The sequence below is a fragment of the Streptomyces sp. A2-16 genome, from assembly GCF_018128905.1.
In the GTDB taxonomy this organism is placed as follows: Bacteria; Actinomycetota; Actinomycetes; order Streptomycetales; family Streptomycetaceae; genus Streptomyces.
Genome location: NZ_CP063808.1, coordinates 8,201,596 through 8,218,955 on the forward strand (window position 1 = coordinate 8,201,596; position 17,360 = coordinate 8,218,955).

At 71.8% G+C, this 17,360-nt stretch carries 13 protein-coding genes and 1 tRNA gene; 2 read left to right on the forward strand and 12 right to left on the reverse strand.

Annotation, left to right across the window (positions count from 1 at the left end; translation table 11 throughout):
• Window positions 1–289 precede the first annotated feature (289 nt).
• From holA to leuS, 8 genes are all read right to left on the reverse strand, one after another.
• A complete protein-coding gene (gene holA / locus IOD14_RS36840; protein ID WP_212672565.1) occupies window positions 290–1,279 on the reverse strand; it encodes a DNA polymerase III subunit delta in 990 nt (329 codons plus the stop codon).
• A gap of 420 nt (window positions 1,280–1,699) precedes the next feature.
• Entirely contained in the window at window positions 1,700–1,945 is a 246-nt protein-coding gene (locus IOD14_RS36845) for a hypothetical protein (RefSeq protein ID WP_037716977.1), read from the reverse strand.
• Between the two features lie 22 nt (window positions 1,946–1,967).
• On the reverse strand, window positions 1,968–2,822 hold the full coding sequence (locus tag IOD14_RS36850) for an arylamine N-acetyltransferase (RefSeq protein ID WP_123989107.1): 855 nt from the start codon (window positions 2,820–2,822) through the stop codon (window positions 1,968–1,970).
• Entirely contained in the window at window positions 2,803–5,499 is a 2,697-nt protein-coding gene (locus IOD14_RS36855) for a ComEC/Rec2 family competence protein (RefSeq protein WP_212672566.1), read from the reverse strand. Before IOD14_RS36855 ends, IOD14_RS36850 begins: the two co-directional genes overlap by 20 nt.
• A 56-nt stretch (window positions 5,500–5,555) precedes the next feature.
• The gene (locus tag IOD14_RS36860; RefSeq protein ID WP_349252442.1) at window positions 5,556–6,860 is read right to left on the reverse strand and encodes a ComEA family DNA-binding protein; all 1,305 of its coding nucleotides are present in this window, start codon (window positions 6,858–6,860) and stop codon (window positions 5,556–5,558) included.
• Window positions 6,861–7,031: 171 nt separating this feature from the next.
• Entirely contained in the window at window positions 7,032–7,877 is an 846-nt protein-coding gene (locus tag IOD14_RS36870) for a DegV family protein (RefSeq protein ID WP_123989167.1), read from the reverse strand.
• A gap of 72 nt (window positions 7,878–7,949) precedes the next feature.
• Window positions 7,950–8,684: a hypothetical protein gene (locus IOD14_RS36875; protein WP_123989168.1), complete on the reverse strand. Its 735-nt coding sequence runs from the start codon at window positions 8,682–8,684 to the stop codon at window positions 7,950–7,952.
• Window positions 8,685–8,838: 154 nt separating this feature from the next.
• Window positions 8,839–11,715, reverse strand: coding sequence for a leucine--tRNA ligase (gene leuS, locus IOD14_RS36880; protein WP_123989169.1), 2,877 nt, complete (start codon window positions 11,713–11,715; stop codon window positions 8,839–8,841).
• 445 nt (window positions 11,716–12,160) lie between these two features.
• Between leuS and IOD14_RS36885 the strand changes: the two genes are divergently transcribed.
• Window positions 12,161–13,486, forward strand: coding sequence for a cytochrome b/b6 domain-containing protein (locus IOD14_RS36885; RefSeq protein ID WP_249126162.1), 1,326 nt, complete (start codon window positions 12,161–12,163; stop codon window positions 13,484–13,486).
• Window positions 13,483–15,096, forward strand: coding sequence for an NADH-quinone oxidoreductase subunit NuoF family protein (locus IOD14_RS36890; RefSeq protein ID WP_123989170.1), 1,614 nt, complete (start codon window positions 13,483–13,485; stop codon window positions 15,094–15,096). Before IOD14_RS36885 ends, IOD14_RS36890 begins: the two co-directional genes overlap by 4 nt.
• 115 nt (window positions 15,097–15,211) lie before the next feature.
• Here the strand turns inward: IOD14_RS36890 and IOD14_RS36895 are convergent.
• From IOD14_RS36895 to IOD14_RS36910, 4 genes are all read right to left on the reverse strand, one after another.
• Window positions 15,212–15,284, reverse strand: a tRNA-Ala gene (locus IOD14_RS36895).
• 84 nt (window positions 15,285–15,368) lie between these two features.
• Window positions 15,369–15,602: a hypothetical protein gene (locus IOD14_RS36900; RefSeq protein WP_003976229.1), complete on the reverse strand. Its 234-nt coding sequence runs from the start codon at window positions 15,600–15,602 to the stop codon at window positions 15,369–15,371.
• A gap of 3 nt (window positions 15,603–15,605) precedes the next feature.
• Window positions 15,606–15,779: a hypothetical protein gene (locus IOD14_RS36905; protein WP_106409891.1), complete on the reverse strand. Its 174-nt coding sequence runs from the start codon at window positions 15,777–15,779 to the stop codon at window positions 15,606–15,608.
• Between the two features lie 69 nt (window positions 15,780–15,848).
• Window positions 15,849–17,216 (reverse strand): MFS transporter, encoded by a 1,368-nt coding sequence (locus tag IOD14_RS36910; RefSeq protein WP_282959534.1) that lies wholly within the window; start codon window positions 17,214–17,216, stop codon window positions 15,849–15,851.
• Window positions 17,217–17,360: the final 144 nt, after the last annotated feature.

The window sequence follows — 17,360 nt, forward strand, 5'->3', positions numbered from 1 at the left end:
CGGATGAAGGGCTGGGGAGTGGGGTACCGCGTACTGCTCGTGCGCGCGCGGCCAGACGGATTGCCTCGCGGACGCACGGCTTGCCGCCGACGCGTCCGGCCATGAGGGGAGCCAGCGATGGCGTGCCGGCTCCCCGGCGATGCGGGGCGCTCCGCAGACGCACGCAATGGATTGCACCCCAACGCACCGCAGGAGTGGGCGGGCTGGACGAAGTGGGTGAAGTGGGCGTACGGCGAGTGGCACGCCGCGATCGGGCCGGCCCGCCTCCCAGCGGCGCCGCCGCCCGGCGCTAGCCGCGTCCCCGGGATCGGGCCGCCCGGGCGATCGCCACGACGGCCTTCTCCAGGGCGTACTCGGGATCGTCCCCTCCGCCCTTCACCCCGGCGTCCGCCTCGGCCACGGCCCGCAGCGCGACGGAGACCCCGTCCGGAGTCCACCCCCGCATCTGCTGCCGCACCCGATCGATCTTCCACGGCGGCATCCCCAGCTCCCGCGCGAGATCAGCGGGCCGCCCGCCCCGAGCCGACGACAGCTTCCCGATCGCCCGCACGCCCTGGGCCAGCGCACTGGTGATCATCACCGGCGCGACCCCGGTCGCCAACGACCACCGCAACGCCTCCAACGCCTCCGCGGCCCGCCCCTCCACCGCTCTGTCGGCGACGGTGAAACTGGAGGCCTCGGCCCGCCCGGTGTAGTACCGCCCCACGACGGCCTCGTCGATCGTCCCCTCGACATCGGCGACCAGCTGGGACACGGCGGACGCCAGCTCCCGCAGATCGCTCCCGATCGCATCGACCAGCGCCTGGCAGGCCTCGGGGGTGGCGGACCGGCCGGTCCCGCGGAACTCCTGCCGCACGAAGGCCAGCCGGTCCGCCGGCTTGGTCATCTTCGGACAGGCGACCTCTCGCGCCCCCGCTTTCCGCGCGGTGTCGAGCAGCGCCTTGCCCTTCGCGCCGCCCGCGTGCAGCAGCACCAGGGTGATCTCCTCGGCGGGCGCCCCGAGATACGCCTTCACGTCCTTGACGGTGTCGGCGGAGAGATCCTGCGCATTGCGCACGACCACGACCTTGCGCTCCGCGAACAACGACGGACTGGTCAACTCCGCGAGCGTCCCCGGCTGCAACTGGTCCGGGGTCAGATCCCGCACGTCCGTATCCGCGTCAGCGGCCCGAGCAGCGGCGACCACCTCCTGCACAGCCCGGTCGAGCAGGAGCTCCTCCTGCCCCACGGCGAGGGTCACAGAGGCGAGGGGGTCGTCATGAGCAGTCTTCTTGGCCATCGCGTACAGCATGGCACGGAGCACTGACAGCCCCGCGGCTGCGGGCGCCGGGGGTTGGGGCTGGGGGGCCGGGAAGCCGGTGCCGGGGAACCGGAGCTGGTGCCGGGGAACCGGAGCCGGTGCCGGGGAGCCGGACCCGGTGAGGCCGGGGGAAGCATAGCCGGGGCCGGGGAACCGGACCCGGTGAGGCCGGGGGAACCGGAGCCGGGGAGGCAGAGCCGGGCCCCCGGGGGAACCGGAGCCGGGAAGCCGGACCGAGTGGAGCCGGGCAGCCGAAGCCGTGGGAGCCGAAGCCGAGGGAGTCAAGAGCTGGAGCAACCGATACCGAGGGAGCCGGTCACGGAGTCGTCCGCACCCCCGGACGGGTACGGTCACCCCCGCCCGGCAGCCCCGCCCACCCCACCCCACCGAACCGCGGCATCACGGCTCCTCCCGCCACCCGTCCCACTCCCCCACGAACTCCTCCAGCTCCCCGGGATCCAACCGTCCCGCCGCGTCCCGCAGCACCACCAGCCACTGCGCGTCCTCCGCGTCGTCCTCCCCCGCCAGCGCGTCCCGCACGACCTGCGGCTCCTCATCCACCCCGAACCGCTCCGAGAGCGCCTCGACGACCTCCTCCGCGGCATCCCGATCAGGCAGCACCAGCACATGTCTCACATCGCTCACGGCACCATTTTCCAGGACCGGATCAGCCGTGACGGTCGAGGTTCCGCACCGTCGGCACCCGGCCGAGCTCGACACCGAACCGCTCCCGGTACACCTCCAGCACCTCCTCGTCGGTCTCCAGCTCCCGCTCCTCCCGCGCCCCGTCGGCCGCTGTCGTCTTGAAGACGCGCCCGCTGAGTGTGATCCGCCCGCCATCCTCCGTCACCCTCGAACACACCAGGGACCGGGTGAAGTGCGAAGCCGGCGAAGTGCTGTGCCACCAGGCCCCGGCCGCAAAGTCACCGAGCACCCGGGGCCGCACCTCCAGCCGGTACTGACTCCTGCCGCCCATGGCGACATCCAGATCCGCGGCGTCTCCCCCTCCCTTCTTCACCACACCGTCCCCGCTCCGCACCCCCGCCGCGTCGGGCCCCGCCTCGACGATCCGGAAGGTGCCCCCGGGATCCTCCTGCTCACCCCGCGCCCCGAACGCCAGCGGGTAGTGGCTGTGCGCCCCGAACCCGACGTCGGCCAGCCACTCACCCCCGTCCACCGTCCGCACCCGCAGCGCGAGATGGTCGTACGGGATCCCGAGCCGCCCCTCGTCCCCGTACACCCGGCCCGCGAGCAGCGTGACGTCGAAGCCGAGCGCGGCCAGCAACGCCCCGAACGCCCCGTTCAGTTCGTAACAGAACCCTCCTCTCCGGGCCCCCACGACCTTCTCCACCAGCCGCTCCTCCTCCAGCACGATCTCCTCGCCGAGGTGGACCGACAGGTTCTCGAAGGGCACGGTCTGCAAATGGCGCAGATGCAGTTCGCGCAGGACCTCCACGGTGGGCCACGCCGGATGCTGGACTCCCAGGCGGCGGAGATATGCGTCAACCTGTGTGGGATTCATGCCTCCAGTCTCGCGCCACCCACAACTCCCCACCGCCCGCGCCACCACCCCCGCCTCCACGATTCGCGCCACCCTGTCCGCTTCCGCCGCCCCCATCGCCATGACCGCTTCCGCCGCCCGCGCCACCGCCCCCGCTGCCGCCGCCCGTCCCGGCGACCGCCAGCGCCCCGTCCCGGTCCGTCCGCAGCACCACCGCACCCCCGGCCCGCAGCGCGGCGACCGTCCCGGGGGCCGGATGGCCGTACGTGTTGCCGGCGCCGACGGAGATGAGCGCGAGCCTCGGCGCGACCCGGCGTATCAGCTCCGGGTCCTGGTAAGCCGAACCGTGGTGAGCGACCTTGAGGACATCCACCCCGGCCAGCCGCGAACCCGCGGGTGACCTCAACAGCGCCTGCTGGGAAGGGGGTTCGAGGTCCCCGAGCAGGAGGAACCGCAGCCCGGCCGACCGAACGAGCATCGTGACGCTGGCGTCGTTCGGCCCGTCCGCCGCCGCCGGATCCGCCGGCGGCCACAGCACCTCCCAGGTCAGCGCCCCCGTACGCCGCACCTCCCCGGCCACGGCACGCGTCACCGGAATCCGCCGGGCCACCGCCTCCCGCCGTACGGACTCGGCCTGGTCCACCGGCTCCTCCAGCCCCGTCGTCTCGATCGCCCCCACCGACCGCCCCCGCAGCACCCCGGCCAGCCCCGCCACATGGTCGGCGTGGAAGTGGGTCAGCACCACGAGCGGCACCTTGGTGATACCGAGCGTGCGCAGACAGTCGTCGACGAGAGCCGGATCAGGTCCCGCGTCCACGACCACGCCGGTGCCCTCCCCCGCCGCCAGCACCGTCGCATCGCCCTGGCCGACGTCGCACATCGCGAGCCGCCAACCCGGCGGGGGCCAGCCCGTGATCACCCGGGTCAGTGGCGGCGGCTGTACGACCGCCAGCACGAACAGCAGCGCGCACAGGGCGCACCACCAGGGATGTCTCAGCAATCGGCGCCCCACGAGCAACAGGAGCCCGGTGAGAAGGGCCAGCAGTCCCGCCCCCGTCCAGTTGCCCGGCCAGTCCACTCCTCCGCCGGGCAGCGACGCCCCTGTACGGGCGACGTCCGCGATCCACCCGGCGGGCCAACTCGCGCACCAGGCGATCGCCTTGGCCACCGGCATCGCCACGGGTGCCGCCGCCAGCGCCGCGAAGCCCAGCACCGTGGCCGGGGCGACCGCGAACTCCACGAGCAGATTGCACGGGACCGCCACGAGGCTCACCCGCGCCGACAGCACGGCGACCACCGGAGCGCACAGGGCCTGTGCGGCGGCCGCGGCGGCCAACGCCTCCGCCAACCGCGGCGGCACCCGGCGCCGGCGCAGCGCCAGGCTCCAGCGCGGCGCGAGCGTGAGCAGGGCGCCGGTGGCCAGCACGGAGAGCAGGAAGCCGGGACTGCGGGCCAGCCACGGGTCGTACAGCACCAGCAGCAGTACAGCGGTCGCCAGTGCCGGGATCAGCGATCTGCGCCGTCCGGTCGCGAGGGCGAGCAGGGCGACGGCCCCGCAGGCAGCGGCCCGCAGCACGCTCGGGTCCGGCCGGCACACCACGACGAAGCCCAGTGTGAGCCCGCCGCCGAGCAGCGCGGTCGCCCGCAGCGACACCCCGAGGCGGGGCGCCAGTCCCCGTCGCTCGACGAGCTGGGCGAGTCCGGGCGGACCGATGAGCAGGGCGAGCAGGATCGTGAGATTGCTGCCGGAGACGGCGAGGGTGTGCGCGAGGTCGGTCTCCTTGAATGCCTCGTCCAGCTCGGGTGTGATCCGCGCGGTGTCCCCGACGACCAGCCCCGGCAACAGGGCCCGGGCATCCGCCGGCAGCCCGTCGGTGGCTTCCCGCAGCCCTGCCCGCAATGCCCCCGCCAACCGCTGGGTCCCCGACGCCTCCCCCACGACTTCGGGTCCTCCCCGGTCCCGCACCCGCAGCACGGCCGCGACCCGGTCACCTCCGATCAGCGCCGGCGCGGCACGCGCGGTGACCCGCACCCGCGTGGACGGCAGCAACCCGAGCCAGGGCGATCGGCCCGGACCCTCCACCGCGGGCGTGGAGCCGAAGGCCCCGCCCCCACCTCCCGGCGGACCGGCGCCGATCGCCCTGGTACCCGAGCCGTTGCCCGCACGCGCGTCGACGATCAACAGCACCGGCGCCCGTGTCGCCACCGCCTTCCCCTCGGCCGTCTCCACCCGCCGGACGTCGGCGCCGATGACGACGGCGGTCGGGGCCGCGTGGTCCCCCGTGATCCGGGGCCGGGTCAGCCGAGGGTCGGAGGTCACCTGGACCTCGGCGGTCACGGTGGCGTACTCCCGGGCCAGCTCGGGCACCGGCCCCCGTCGCAGATCCGCTCCGTGCAGCCCCGCGGACACGGCGGCGGCCGCGACACAGAGCAGCACGGCGGCCACCGGCATCCGGCCGCCCCGATCGCCCCGATCGCCCCGACCGAGGCCCCGTACCGCTCGCCTTCGTCCCGACAACAACACGCAGGCGAGGACCAGACAACCGGCCACCACTGCGGTGACCCACCCCGAGGAGGCGTTCAGGGTCACAGCGGCGGTGCCCCAGGTCGCGAGCGCCGCGGGTACCAGCCGCAGATCCGTAGGCCCTTCCTGCCGGGGGTGAGCGTCCCCGAGCCGCTTCCCCGAGGCGGCGTGCACATCGGCCCCTGCACGCGCTCCGCTCTCGAGCCTTCGCCGCATCTCCGCGCCGCGCCTCATGGCCGTACGAGATTCCGCAGATCGGCGAAACGGCGGTCGCCGATGCCATTGACCTCGCGCAGTTCGTCCACCGAGCGGAAACCGCCGTGCTGGGTGCGGTAGTCGAGGATGTGCTGGGCCAGCACGGGACCCACGCCGGGCAGAGTGTCGAGCTGGTCCACGGTGGCCGTGTTCAAGGAGACGGGAGCCGACGCCGTACCGGCCGGTCCGCCGACGACGGGACCGCCCGCGCCGGACGCGGGTGCGGGTGCGGCCGGGCCGCCGACCACCACCTGCTCGCCGTCGACGAGGAACCTCGCGCGGTTGAGCCCGTCGGTGTCGGTGCCAGGCCGCACGCCACCGGCCGCCTTCAGCGCGTCGGCGACCCTCGAACCGGCCGGCAGCCGCTGGATCCCGGGCTCGCGGACCTTGCCACTGACGTCCACGACGATCTCTGCACCGGCCGTCCCCGCCGTGTTCGCGACGCCGCCCGAGAAGGCCGGCTCGGCAGCCCCTCGTCGTCCACCGGCACCGGTCTCCCCGCTCGCCCCGAAAGGAGCTGCCGCGCGCACCACTTCGGGCGCCTGGACGGACTGCATCCGGCCCGTCCAGAAGTGCTGCAGGGCAAAGACCGCGGCCGCGACGAGGAGCACCGAGAGCGCGACCACGTTCCGCCGCTCCAGTCCGCACCGCGCCTGCAACCACACCGGCATCCGCTCCCGCAGAGCCAACCCGGCCGGCTCCCGCCGACCCCCGGCCCGGTCCCGGCTCCAGTCCCGGTCCCCGGATTCGGTGTCTCGCCGAGCGCCACCCCGCGTATCGGCATCGCGCGGAGGTACCTCGCGAAAACCACTGTCCCGGTGAGCCCCTTCCAGAGATTCAGCGTCCCGATGAGCCCCTCCCGGAGAACCACCGTGCCGACGGACCCCCTCCACGAACCCGACCGCGTCGGCACCCGAACCGACCTCGCCAACATCGCCGGCACCGAGGACGTCGCCGCCACCGACCGGCTCCAACCGCTCCGCACCGGCAGCCGCCAACCGCCCTGGACCACCCGCCGCCACCACCACGTCGTCGTCCACACCCGGCCCGCCCGACGGCGGCCCCTTCCCCGAGTCCCGGTGCTCGCCCGCCCGTTCGGCGAAGAGCACCTCCGCCCGGCGCCGGAGTTCGTCCGCCGAGGCGGCATGCCGGTGCCGGGCCCGGCCCCGGGTGCCCCGTGCGCCGGGCGGTCGGCGGTGCCGTGAGCGTCCGTCGGAACGGGGGCCGCGGCCCGGCCCGCTGGTCGTCGTCGCTGTACCTGAGCGTGATCGAAGTGCCATGCGCCGAGCATCGGACACTTCGCGCTCTCGCGATGATCTTGGTCAATTCCCGTGGATTACCCACCGGTTGTGGAAAAACCCGTCACCCGGACGAGTGCAGAACGCACCCCTGCGACCCACAGGCCCGGCCGGGGTCCAGCCCAGCCGAGCCCGGCCACACCTCACACCCCGTCACCGGGGCGAGACCACGACCCCCAGCAACCCGGGCCCCGTGTGCGCCCCGATCACCGCCCCGACCTCGCTCACGTGCAGGTCGACAAGTCCCGTCACCCGCGCCCGCAGCCGGTCCGCGAGGGCCGACGCCCGGTCGTGGGCCGCCAGATGATGCACCGCGATGTCGACCGGCGCGCTGCCGGCCCGGTCGGCCGCGATCTCCTCCAGGCGGGCGATGGCCCTGGACGCCGTCCGCACCTTCTCCAGGGGCTCGATCCGCCCGCCGTCGAGCTTCAGCAGCGGCTTGACGGCCAGCGCGGAACCGAGAAGCGCCTGCGCGGCCCCGATCCGGCCACCGCGGCGCAGATAGTCGAGGGTGTCGACGTAGAAGTAGGCGGAGGTGCCCGCGGCCCGCTTCTCCGCGGCCGTGACCGCCTCGTCCACGGTGCCGCCCGACTCCGCGGCCTCGGCGGCGGCGAGCGCGCAGAACCCGAGAGCCATGGCGATCATGCCGGTGTCGACCACGCGCACCGGCACCGGTGCCTCACGCGCCGCCACGACCGCCGCGTCGTAGGTGCCGGAGAGCTCGGCGGACAGATGAAGCGACACAATGCCGGTCGCACCGGACTCGGCCACCTTGCGGTAGTGCTCGGCGAAGGCCTGGGGGCTGGGTCGCGAGGTGGTGACGGGGCGTCGCTTCTGGAGCGCCTGGGCCAGCGAACGGGCCGTGATCTCGGTGCCCTCTTCGAGCGCGCGGTCACCCAGGACCACGGTCAGGGGTACCGCTGTGATGCCGTGCCGCTCCATCGTCCCCTGCGGCAGGTAGGCCGTTGAATCCGTGACGATCGCGACATGGCGGGACATGAGCTGGAGGTTACCTGCCGTAGCGTCCGGGTGGCATCCCGGCCCCTGTCACCCGGGGCCGCCGTGTGCGGATCAAGTCGTGCTCTCGGGACGGGGTTTCTTCTGCCAGGGGTAGGTGGGGCGAGGGCCCGGCGGGGTGATTGCGGGCCGCGTCGGCTCGTCGGCGGTCCCTGAGCGGGGCGTCTCGGGCCAGGTCTGCTGCTCGGGACTGGCGTCGGCGGCGGGTGCCTCCGGCCAGGGAGGCGGTGTCGCGGTGGGCTCGGTCTTGGTCCAGTGCCGCAGGGCACCTGACTCGACGTCGATCTGCGCGCTCAGTGTGTCCAGGTCGTCGTCGGCGAAGCGGCGGGCACGGTCGCGTGCCGCCCAGCGCAGGGAGTCGGCCGACTCCGTGATGCGCTCGGTGCGCTCCCGCAGGCCCGGCAGGCGCTCGGCGAGCTTCGCCCGGTCGGGCTCGGACTCCAGGCGCTTGAGCTCGCCGTCCAGTTCGTGGCCGTGGGCGCTGAGGCGCTGGAAGAGGCCGAGGGACTCCTTGAGGGACTGGTCCTCGGCCGCGCCCGCGTGCAGCGCGTCCTGGGTGGCCCGCATCGAGGTGCGCAGCTTCAGCCGCAGCTGGGCCAGTTCGCCCGCCGGGCCGAGCTGGGCGAAGGACTTGGCGCGCAGGGTGTGGTCCTCGACCGTGCGCCGGGCCTGGGTGATGGTGCGGTCCACACCGCGCTTGGCGGCGCCGACCACCTTCACCGTCGCATAGGCGCCGAGCACCACGAAGAGCACGAAAAGCAGGGCCACGATCGCGATCACTGCTTCCACAACGCTCCTCCTCCGACCGGCACGGCACGCGCCGCGCCGCTCTTCAAAGGTAAACGCCACGGGCAGGCTCTGAGTTCCGGAGGAACCCCGAACCTGCCCGCACGCAACCCCTAGGGGCCCGAGGCGAAACCCGGCGCCTGGCGCCGGACAGGCACTACGCCGGAACGATGTTCACCAGCTTCGGCGCTCGCACGATCACCTTGCGGATGCCCGCCCCGCCCAGCGCCGCGACGACCTTCTCGTCGGCCAGCGCGACCTTCTCCAGCTCGTCGTCGGAGATGGCCGGCGAGACCTCCAGGCGGGCCTTGACCTTGCCCTTGACCTGGACCACGCAGGTCACGGTCTCGTCCACGACGTACTGCGGGTCGGCGACCGGGAAGTCCTGGTGGACGACCGAGTCGGTGTGGCCCAGCTTGCGCCACAGCTCCTCGGCGATGTGCGGGGCCAGCGGGGCGATCAGCAGGACCAGCGCCTCGGCGACCGGGCGGGCGATCGCGCCGCCCGTCTTGGTCAGGTGGTTGTTCAGCTCCGTGACCTTGGCGATGGCGGTGTTGAAGCGCAGGCCCTCCAGGTCGTGGCGCACCCCGTCGATCGCCTTGTGCAGGGCGCGCAGCGTGGCCTCGTCGGGCTCGGCGTCGACGACGGTCACCTCGCCGGTGGCCTCGTCGACGATGTTGCGCCACAGCCGCTGCAGCAGCCGGTACTGGCCGACCACCGCGCGCGTGTCCCAGGGACGCGAGACGTCCAGCGGGCCCATCGCCATCTCGTACAGGCGCAGGGTGTCGGCACCGTACTCCTCGCAGATCGCCTCGGGGGTGACGGCGTTCTTCAGGGACTTGCCCATCTTGCCCAGCTCGCGCTTGACGGGCTCCCCTGCGTGGAAGAACTGGCCGTCGCGCTCCTCGATCTCGGCGGCCGGCACCGGGAAGCCACGGCTGTCGCGGTAGACGAAGGCCTGGATCATGCCCTGGTTGAACAGCTTGTGGAACGGCTCGGGCGACGAGATGTGCCCCAGGTCGAACAGGACCTTGGACCAGAAGCGCGCGTACAGCAGGTGCAGCACGGCGTGCTCGGCGCCGCCGACGTACAGGTCGACACCGCCGTGCGGCTGTCCCGCGCGGGGGCCCATCCAGTACTGCTCGATCTCGGGGTCGACCAGCTTCTCGCTGTTGTGCGGGTCCAGGTAGCGCAGTTCGTACCAGCAGGAACCGGCCCAGTTGGGCATGGTGTTGGTCTCGCGGCGGTACGGGCGGGGACCGCGTCCGTCGCCCAGGTCCAGGGTGACGTCGACCCAGTCCTGGTTGCGGGACAGCGGGGTCTCCGGGGAGGTGTCCGCGTCGTCCGGGTCGAAGGTGCGCGGCGAGTAGTCCTCGACCTCGGGCAGTTCCAGCGGCAGCATCGACTCGGGCAGCGAGTGGGCGATGCCGTCCTCGTCGTAGACGATCGGGAAGGGCTCGCCCCAGTAGCGCTGACGGCTGAACAGCCAGTCGCGCAGCCGGAAGTTGACGGTGCCCTCGCCGATGCCCTTGCTCTGCAGCCACTCGGTGATGCGCGCCTTGGCCTCGGCCACGCCCAGTCCGTCCAGGGAGACGTCCGCGCCGTGCGAGTTCACGATCTTGGCGTCGTAGGAGACGAAGGCGTCGTCCCACGTCGAGGTGTCCGTGCCCCGGCCGTCACTCGGCTCGACCACGCAGCGGATCGGCAGCTCGAAGGCGCGCGCGAAGGCGAAGTCACGCGTGTCGTGCGCCGGTACGGCCATGATCGCGCCGGTGCCGTAGCCCATCAGGACGTAGTCGGCGATGAAGACAGGGATCTGCTCGCCGTTGACCGGGTTGGTCGCGAACACGCCGGTGAAGACGCCGGTCTTGTCCTTGGCCTCGGCCTGGCGCTCGACGTCCGACTTGGAGGCGGCCTGCGCGCGGTAGGCGGCGACGGCCTCGGCCGGGGTGGCGTGTCCGCCGGTCCACACGTCGTGCGTGCCCTCGGGCCAGGTGGCCGGGGTGAACTTCTCGACCAGCGGGTGCTCGGGGGCCAGCACCATGTAGGTCGCGCCGAACAGGGTGTCCTGGCGCGTGGTGAAGACCGTGATCGCCTCGCCGTCGACGGGGAAGTCGACGCGGGCGCCCTCGGAGCGGCCGATCCAGTTGCGCTGCTGCAGCTTGATGGCCTCGGGCCAGTCCAGCTCGTTCAGGTCGTCCAGCAGGCGGTCGGCGTAGGCCGTGATCCGCATGTTCCACTGGCGCAGCTTGGCCTTGAAGACCGGGAAGTTGCCGCGCTCGGAGCGGCCGTCGGCGGTGACCTCCTCGTTGGCCAGCACGGTGCCCAGGCCCGGGCACCAGTTGACCGGGGCGTCGGAGGCGTACGCCAGGCGGTACTCGCCCAGGACGTCGGCGCGCTCGGTGGCGGACAGGGCGTCCCAGGGACGGCCGCCGGGAACCGCGCGCTCACCCGACTCGAACAGCGCGACCAGCTCGGAGATCGGGCGGGCCTTCTTCGCCTCGTCGTCGTACCAGGAGTTGAAGATCTGGACGAAGATCCACTGGGTCCACTTGTAGTAGTCCGGGTCGATCGTGGCGAACGACCGGCGCTTGTCGTGGCCCAGGCCCAGCCGGCGCAGCTGGGACTTCATGTTGCTGATGGCGGCCTCGGTGGTGACCCTGGGGTGCTCGCCGGTCTGCACGGCGTGCTGCTCGGCGGGCAGGCCGAAAGCGTCGAAGCCCAGGGTGTGCAGGACGTTGTGGCCGGTCATCCGCTGGAATCGGGCGAAGACGTCGGTGGCGATGTAGCCCAGCGGGTGGCCGACGTGCAGGCCGGCACCCGAGGGGTACGGGAACATGTCCATGACGAACTTCTTGGGCTTGGCGACCAGCTCCGGGTCGCCCGCCAGGTCACCCTTGGGGTTGGGCGCCGCATAGGTGCCGTCGGCGTCCCAGAAGTCCTGCCAGCGTGCCTCGATCTCGGCCGCGACGGCGGCCGTGTAGCGGTGCGGCGCGGCCACCTCGGCGGGGGCAGCGGGGTTCGTCTCGCTCATGTCCTCAAAGCTCCATCGATCGTCTCTGCCAGCGGCTGTGTCGTCCGGAAACGAAAAATCCCCTCGCACAGGAGGGGACGCCGCGCCGATTCCGACCACGTCTTCACCGGTGGTCGGGACTGATCAGCGCGGCTCGCTAAGCAGAAGGCGTACGGCACGCATGGCGTCAGAGTACCGCAGCCGTTGAGCAAGCGGCGACGGACTTACGTATGCCTCTTCGGCACCGGGTGCCGCACTCGCCGCCGCAGTCGAGCGCACCGTTCTACCCCGACAGGAACTGAATAAAGGTCAAAGGTTACTTCGCGTAACGGCCACTAAGGGGCATCACAACAGCCCCGCGGCCGTTTGATAACAACGCAATAACTCAAACGTCGTACCCACCGGTATGGCGCCACTTAGAGTGCGGCAGCGGGACCGCCTTCCCGAACCGCTCGGAGTTGCCCCCATGAACCCTCGCAGTAGTAACAACACGCTCCCCAGGACGGGCCGGTCGGCCTACGGGGTGGCGACGGCCGTCTTCCTGCTGGCCATCCCTCTGGTCGTGGTGTACGGAGGTGTCTGGCTCCAGGACTTCCTCAACTTCGGGGCCGGCGTGGTGACGCTTGTCCTCCTCACATGCTCCGTGATCTGGGGGCTCGTCGCCCAGGACCGGCTGATCCTCAACACCCGGCAGCGGATCGTCGCCCAGGGAGTGCACCGGATCACCGCGGTGGGCTCGATCGCGTTCCTTCTGCTGCACATCGGGATCAAACTCACCCTCGAGCACACGACGTGGATCGCCGCGTTCATCCCGTTCGGGCTCGGCTTCAGCAGCAGCGGAGGCCTCATAGGCCTCGGCACGCTGGCCGGCCAGCTCATGATCTTCGTCGGCATCACCGGCGCCCTGCGCAACAGGTTCGCCTCCCCGGCCCCGGTCGCGGCCCGCTGGCGGGCGATGCACATGCTGGCCTACCCGGCCTGGTGCGCCGGACTGATCCACGGCCTGTACGCGGGGCGCGCAGTGAAGGCCCCGATCTTCACGTACATGTACGCGCTCTGCGTGCTCGGCGTCATCGCGGCCCTCGCCCTGCGCGCGGCCCCGCGCCCGTTCAAGCGCAAGGTCACCGACCGGGTCGCCATGCTCCTCGGCGCGGAGGAGCGACCGGGCCGCGAGGAGCTGGAGGCCAGCCGGGCCAGGAGGGCCGCTGAGAGCGCCGCCCCGGGCCGCGAGAGCCGCAGGGCACCCGAGTCCGCAGGACGGCGCTCGGAGTCCGCCCTGCCCGGCTACGAGGGCCTCAGCCAGACCGGCGCCAACCCCATCTACCAGACCCCGGCCCCGGAGCCCGCGGGCAACGGATTCGCCGCCGCGTACCGCGCGGTGTCGCCGGGCGCACAGCAGCCCTACGACACCGCCCAGACAGCGCGCATGGACCTGATGGACATGCAGGCCGCCACCGATCCCATTCCGCGCGCGGACACCGGCGGCAGCACCTCCGGCAGCTGGCCGGTCCCGTCCCCGCCGCCGGTCGGCGAAGCACCCCCCTCCGCCTACGACCCGCTCCAGGACACGGGTTACAACATCCCTACATATGGCAGCAATACGGGCACGGCCAGCTATCTGTCAGGTGATGTGCGCGACACCGGTGAGACGAACACCCTTTACGGCACGTACAACCCTACTGACACGTACAACAGCGGTCCCGCCAGTGATCCAACGCCCGGTCAGTCGTACGACTTCGACTCACCGGGTCCGGGCGAACCTTGGAACACGCCTTCCGGAGGCTATAGGTGAACGAGGCCCTGCCCGACGTACCAGAAGTCCGCGTGGTCGGCCTTCCCCAGCTCACGTCGGGCTTCGACCTTGTCGAACGACTTGACCTGCCCATGCACCTGAAGGTGCACGGGCCGCTCGAACCCATGGGCGGGGAGCAACTCGCGAAGCTCTCCGAAGCCATCAACCTGAAGGGACGCGGCGGCGCCGGCTTCCCCTTCCACAAGAAGCTGCGTTCGGTCGCCGAAGCGGCGATCAAGCGCGGCGTCCGGCCGGTCGTCGTCGTGAACGGCAGCGAGGACGAACCTGCCTGCCGCAAGGACACGGTGCTCATCAACCGTGCCCCGCACCTCATCCTGGACGGCGCCCTCCTGGCCGCCGAAGCCCTGGGTGCCCGCACGCTCGTGGTGGGGGTCACCCGGGAGTCCACACAGCGGTCCATGGAGGCCGCCCTCGCCGAACGCGGCCTGAGCAACGGCCGCAGGTCGGCTCTACGCGCACGCGTGCAACGCAATCCCGTCCGCATGGTCACCGGAGCGGCCGCGTCGCTGATCCGCTCGATCGACGGCGGCCCGGCCATCCCGCCCGGCCGCAAGGTCAGCGCCTCGCAGAACGGCGTCGGCGGCGCACCGACCCTCCTGTCGAACGCCGAGACGTTCGCGCAGCTGGCGATCGCCGCCCGGATCGGCCCCGAGCGCTACGGCAACACCGGCCTGTACGACGAGCCGGGCACCGTCATGCTCACGGTCTCCGGCGCCGTCGCGCGCCCCATGGTGATCGAGGTCCCCACGGGCGTACCGCTGCGCTACGTCCTGCAGTTGGCCGGCGCCCCGCCGGTCCCGCAGGGCGTGCTGACCGGCGGCTACCACGGCAAGTGGATCGACGCGGCGACGGTCAACGAGGCGATCGTCTCCCGCAACTCCCTGGACGCCGTGGGCGGCGCGCTCGGTGCGGGAGCGATCCTGCCCATCACCCAGGAGACCTGCCCGCTGGGCGAGTCGCTGCGGGTGGCGCAGTGGCTGGCCGAGGAGAGCGCGGGCCAGTGCGGCCCCTGCTACCTCGGTCTGCCGGCCGCCGCGCGCGGCATGGAGGACATCCTCAACGGCGGCGGCCCGGCCGCCCTGGAGGCGCTCAAGCAGGTCGCCAAGAACGTGAAGCGGCGCGGCGCGTGCTCGCACCCGGACGGCTCCGCGATGTTCCTTGAGTCGACCATCAAGGCGTTCACGGACGACCTGGCCGCCCATGTCCTCGGCAACGGCTGCGGACGGCCCGTGGAGGGCGTTCTGCCGCTCTTCGAGGGCGGAAAGATGCCGACGGGCATCCCGGGCGGCGGCGAGGCCGAGGAGAACGGCCCCAGCCGTCAGAAGATCTACGTCGACTGGACGCTGTGCCGGGGTCACGGCCTGTGCGCCGACATCCTCCCCGAGGTCTTCGAACTCGGCGCCGACGGCTTCCCGACCGTCGCCCAGGCGCAGGTACCGCGTTACGCCGAGGCGAAGGCTCTACGCGCGGTGCGTCGCTGCCCCGCGCTCGCGCTGCGCCTCGAGGAGGAGACCGCCCGGGACAAGGGCCCCTCCCGCAACCTGCCGGTCCTGTCCCAGGGCCGCGGAAGGCGTGCGCTGGGCCGCTGAGGCAGACAGCAGACGACTGAGGGGGCCACCCGATCCGGGTGGCCCCCTCAGTCGCAACTGCCTCTTAAAACAAGAGAATCCCGCCGGATCAAGATGACCCGGCGGGATCTTTCTGTGGAGCTAAGGAGATTTGAACTCCTGACCCCCTGCATGCCATGCAGGTGCTCTACCAACTGAGCTATAGCCCCTTGCTTGGTGTTCCGCCCGGTTTCCCCGGCGGCGGAGCCAACATTACACGGTCTCCCGGGTGGAACACCAAATCGTTTCGCGGCTCAAGCAGTGACGAACGAGTAGAACCGTTTGAGCGTGCAGTGCTCCTCGAGGAGACGACCGTAGATCGGCTCGCCCTCCAGCTCACGGTACGTCTCGATGGGGTCGCCTTTTATGATCAGCGCCCGCGCGCACTCCTCGCACCAGTACTGGTAGTCGGGATTGACCGGCTCCATGTCCCGCACGATCGGCGTCCCACTGCCGCACCAGTCGCATTTTCGCCTGTGTGCACCCATCGATCAGCTCCAGCTGTGGCCGCAGGCCGTGCACACGTAGGAGATCCCGCCGTTGTCGCCGAGTACTTGCGCCACATGGACGGAACCGCAGGAAGGGCAGATGAGGCGGACCGTCGTGTCCCTTGTCGACGCCGCTTCGCGGAGGTGGCCGACCTCCACGAGGATGCTCGCAGGCATCACTACTCCCTCCCGTCGGGCCGCGCCCCCTTCCGGCCGTTTGATTCTGCCACGGCCGGACCAATACGGTCAGCGACGCCTGAGTACCAGTCCGGACACGGCGCCCACCGCGGCGGTCCCGGCCAGCGCGAACATGCACGCCAAAAGCGCCTCCGCAGAGGTATACGCCCCAGAGGGGCCGAGTGACTCAAGTCGGTTCAAGAACAGTGTGCCGAAGCCCGCGACGCCGATGAGCTGGCCGAGCTGGGTGACCGTGGCGAGCAGACCGCTGGCGTCCGCCGCGTGCCGGGGCGGCACGGTGGCAAGGGCCCCGGTGAGCGTGGGGCTGAAGGCGAGCGCGAGCCCCACGCCCACGCCGGCGTACGCGGCGTACAGGGCGACGCCGCCGTCACCGCCGTCCCTCAGCGCCAGCCCCACGCCGAGTGCGGCCGCCGCGGTGATCAGGAACCCGGCGGGCGTGAGCAGTCGCCGCCAGGACGCGGGCCAGTGACGCCAGGTCAGTCCGACGATCCCGAAGATCACCGCGGTCGGCGCGAAGGAGAGCCCGGCCCGCAGCGGGCTGTAGCCGAGGCCGCCCTGGACGTACAGGGTGAGGGCGAAGAGGAAGCCGCCGTTGACGGCCATGACCGCCATGATCCGGAAGACGGCGAGCCCCATGCCGGGATGGCGCAGCACGCTCGGCGTGATCAGCGGGGCACCGCCGCGCCCCGCCAGCCGGGACTCGTAGCCGCAGAAGACGGTGAACAGGATCACGGCGGCGGCCATGGAGAGCCAGGACCACAGGGGCCAGTCCTCCTCCTGCCCGAGCACCAGCGGCACCGTGCACAGCGACACGGCGGCCGCGAGCAGCACCAGGCCGGGCAGGTCGAGGCCGCGGGTGCGGTCCCGCGGTGTGCCACGGTCCCCGGGCAGCAGGACACGTGTGCCCGCGGCCAGCAGGACGAGGCCCACGGGTACGTTCACGAGGAACACCGGCCGCCAGCTCGTACCGAACAGGTCGGCACTCACCAGGACTCCCCCGACGACCTGCCCGGCGGCGGCGCCGACCGCGAGGACCGCCGAGTAGGCGCCCAGCGCCTTCATCCGGGCCTCGCCGGTGAAGTTGCGCTGGATCAGACTGAGCACCTGCGGGATCATCACCGCCGAACCGGCGCCCTGCACCAGCCGGAAGACGATCAGTTCGGTGGCGCCCTGCGCGAGTCCGCAGGCGAGCGAGGCCGACGTGAACAGGGCGAGTCCGCACAGGTGGACCCGGCCGTGGCCGAACCGTTCGCCGAGCCGGGCGCCGGTGATCAGCAGTACCGAGTACGTGATGGCGTATCCGGCGATGACCAGCTGGAGCTGGGAGCCCGATGCGTCGAGTTCCGTACCGATCGTGGGGGCCGCGACGTTGACGATGAACACGTCGAGCAGCGCCATGAACTGGGCGGCGAGCACCAGCGCGAGCAGCGGCCGGGGCCGGTTGTCAGTGGCGGGTGCTTCACTTTTGGCAGTGGGAAGAACGGGTGCGGGACGGGATCCCGTCCGGGGCGTTGTCTTCATGCCGTCGAGCCTGAGGACATCCCGGTACGGGTGCCGAGA

Excerpts from the sequence above, each read along its gene's own strand:
- holA (WP_212672565.1), bottom strand. The coding sequence starts at position 1,279 with ATGGCCAAGAAGACTGCTCATGACGACCCCCTCGCCTCTGTGACCCTC.
- IOD14_RS36850 (WP_123989107.1), bottom strand. The coding sequence starts at position 2,822 with ATGAATCCCACACAGGTTGACGCATATCTCCGCCGCCTGGGAGTCCAG.
- IOD14_RS36870 (WP_123989167.1), bottom strand. The coding sequence starts at position 7,877 with ATGTCCCGCCATGTCGCGATCGTCACGGATTCAACGGCCTACCTGCCG.
- IOD14_RS36885 (WP_249126162.1), top strand. The coding sequence starts at position 12,161 with ATGAACCCTCGCAGTAGTAACAACACGCTCCCCAGGACGGGCCGGTCG.
- leuS (WP_123989169.1), bottom strand. The coding sequence starts at position 11,715 with ATGAGCGAGACGAACCCCGCTGCCCCCGCCGAGGTGGCCGCGCCGCAC.
- IOD14_RS36860 (WP_349252442.1), bottom strand. The coding sequence starts at position 6,860 with ATGGCACTTCGATCACGCTCAGGTACAGCGACGACGACCAGCGGGCCG.
- IOD14_RS36905 (WP_106409891.1), bottom strand. The coding sequence starts at position 15,779 with ATGCCTGCGAGCATCCTCGTGGAGGTCGGCCACCTCCGCGAAGCGGCG.
- IOD14_RS36900 (WP_003976229.1), bottom strand. The coding sequence starts at position 15,602 with ATGGGTGCACACAGGCGAAAATGCGACTGGTGCGGCAGTGGGACGCCG.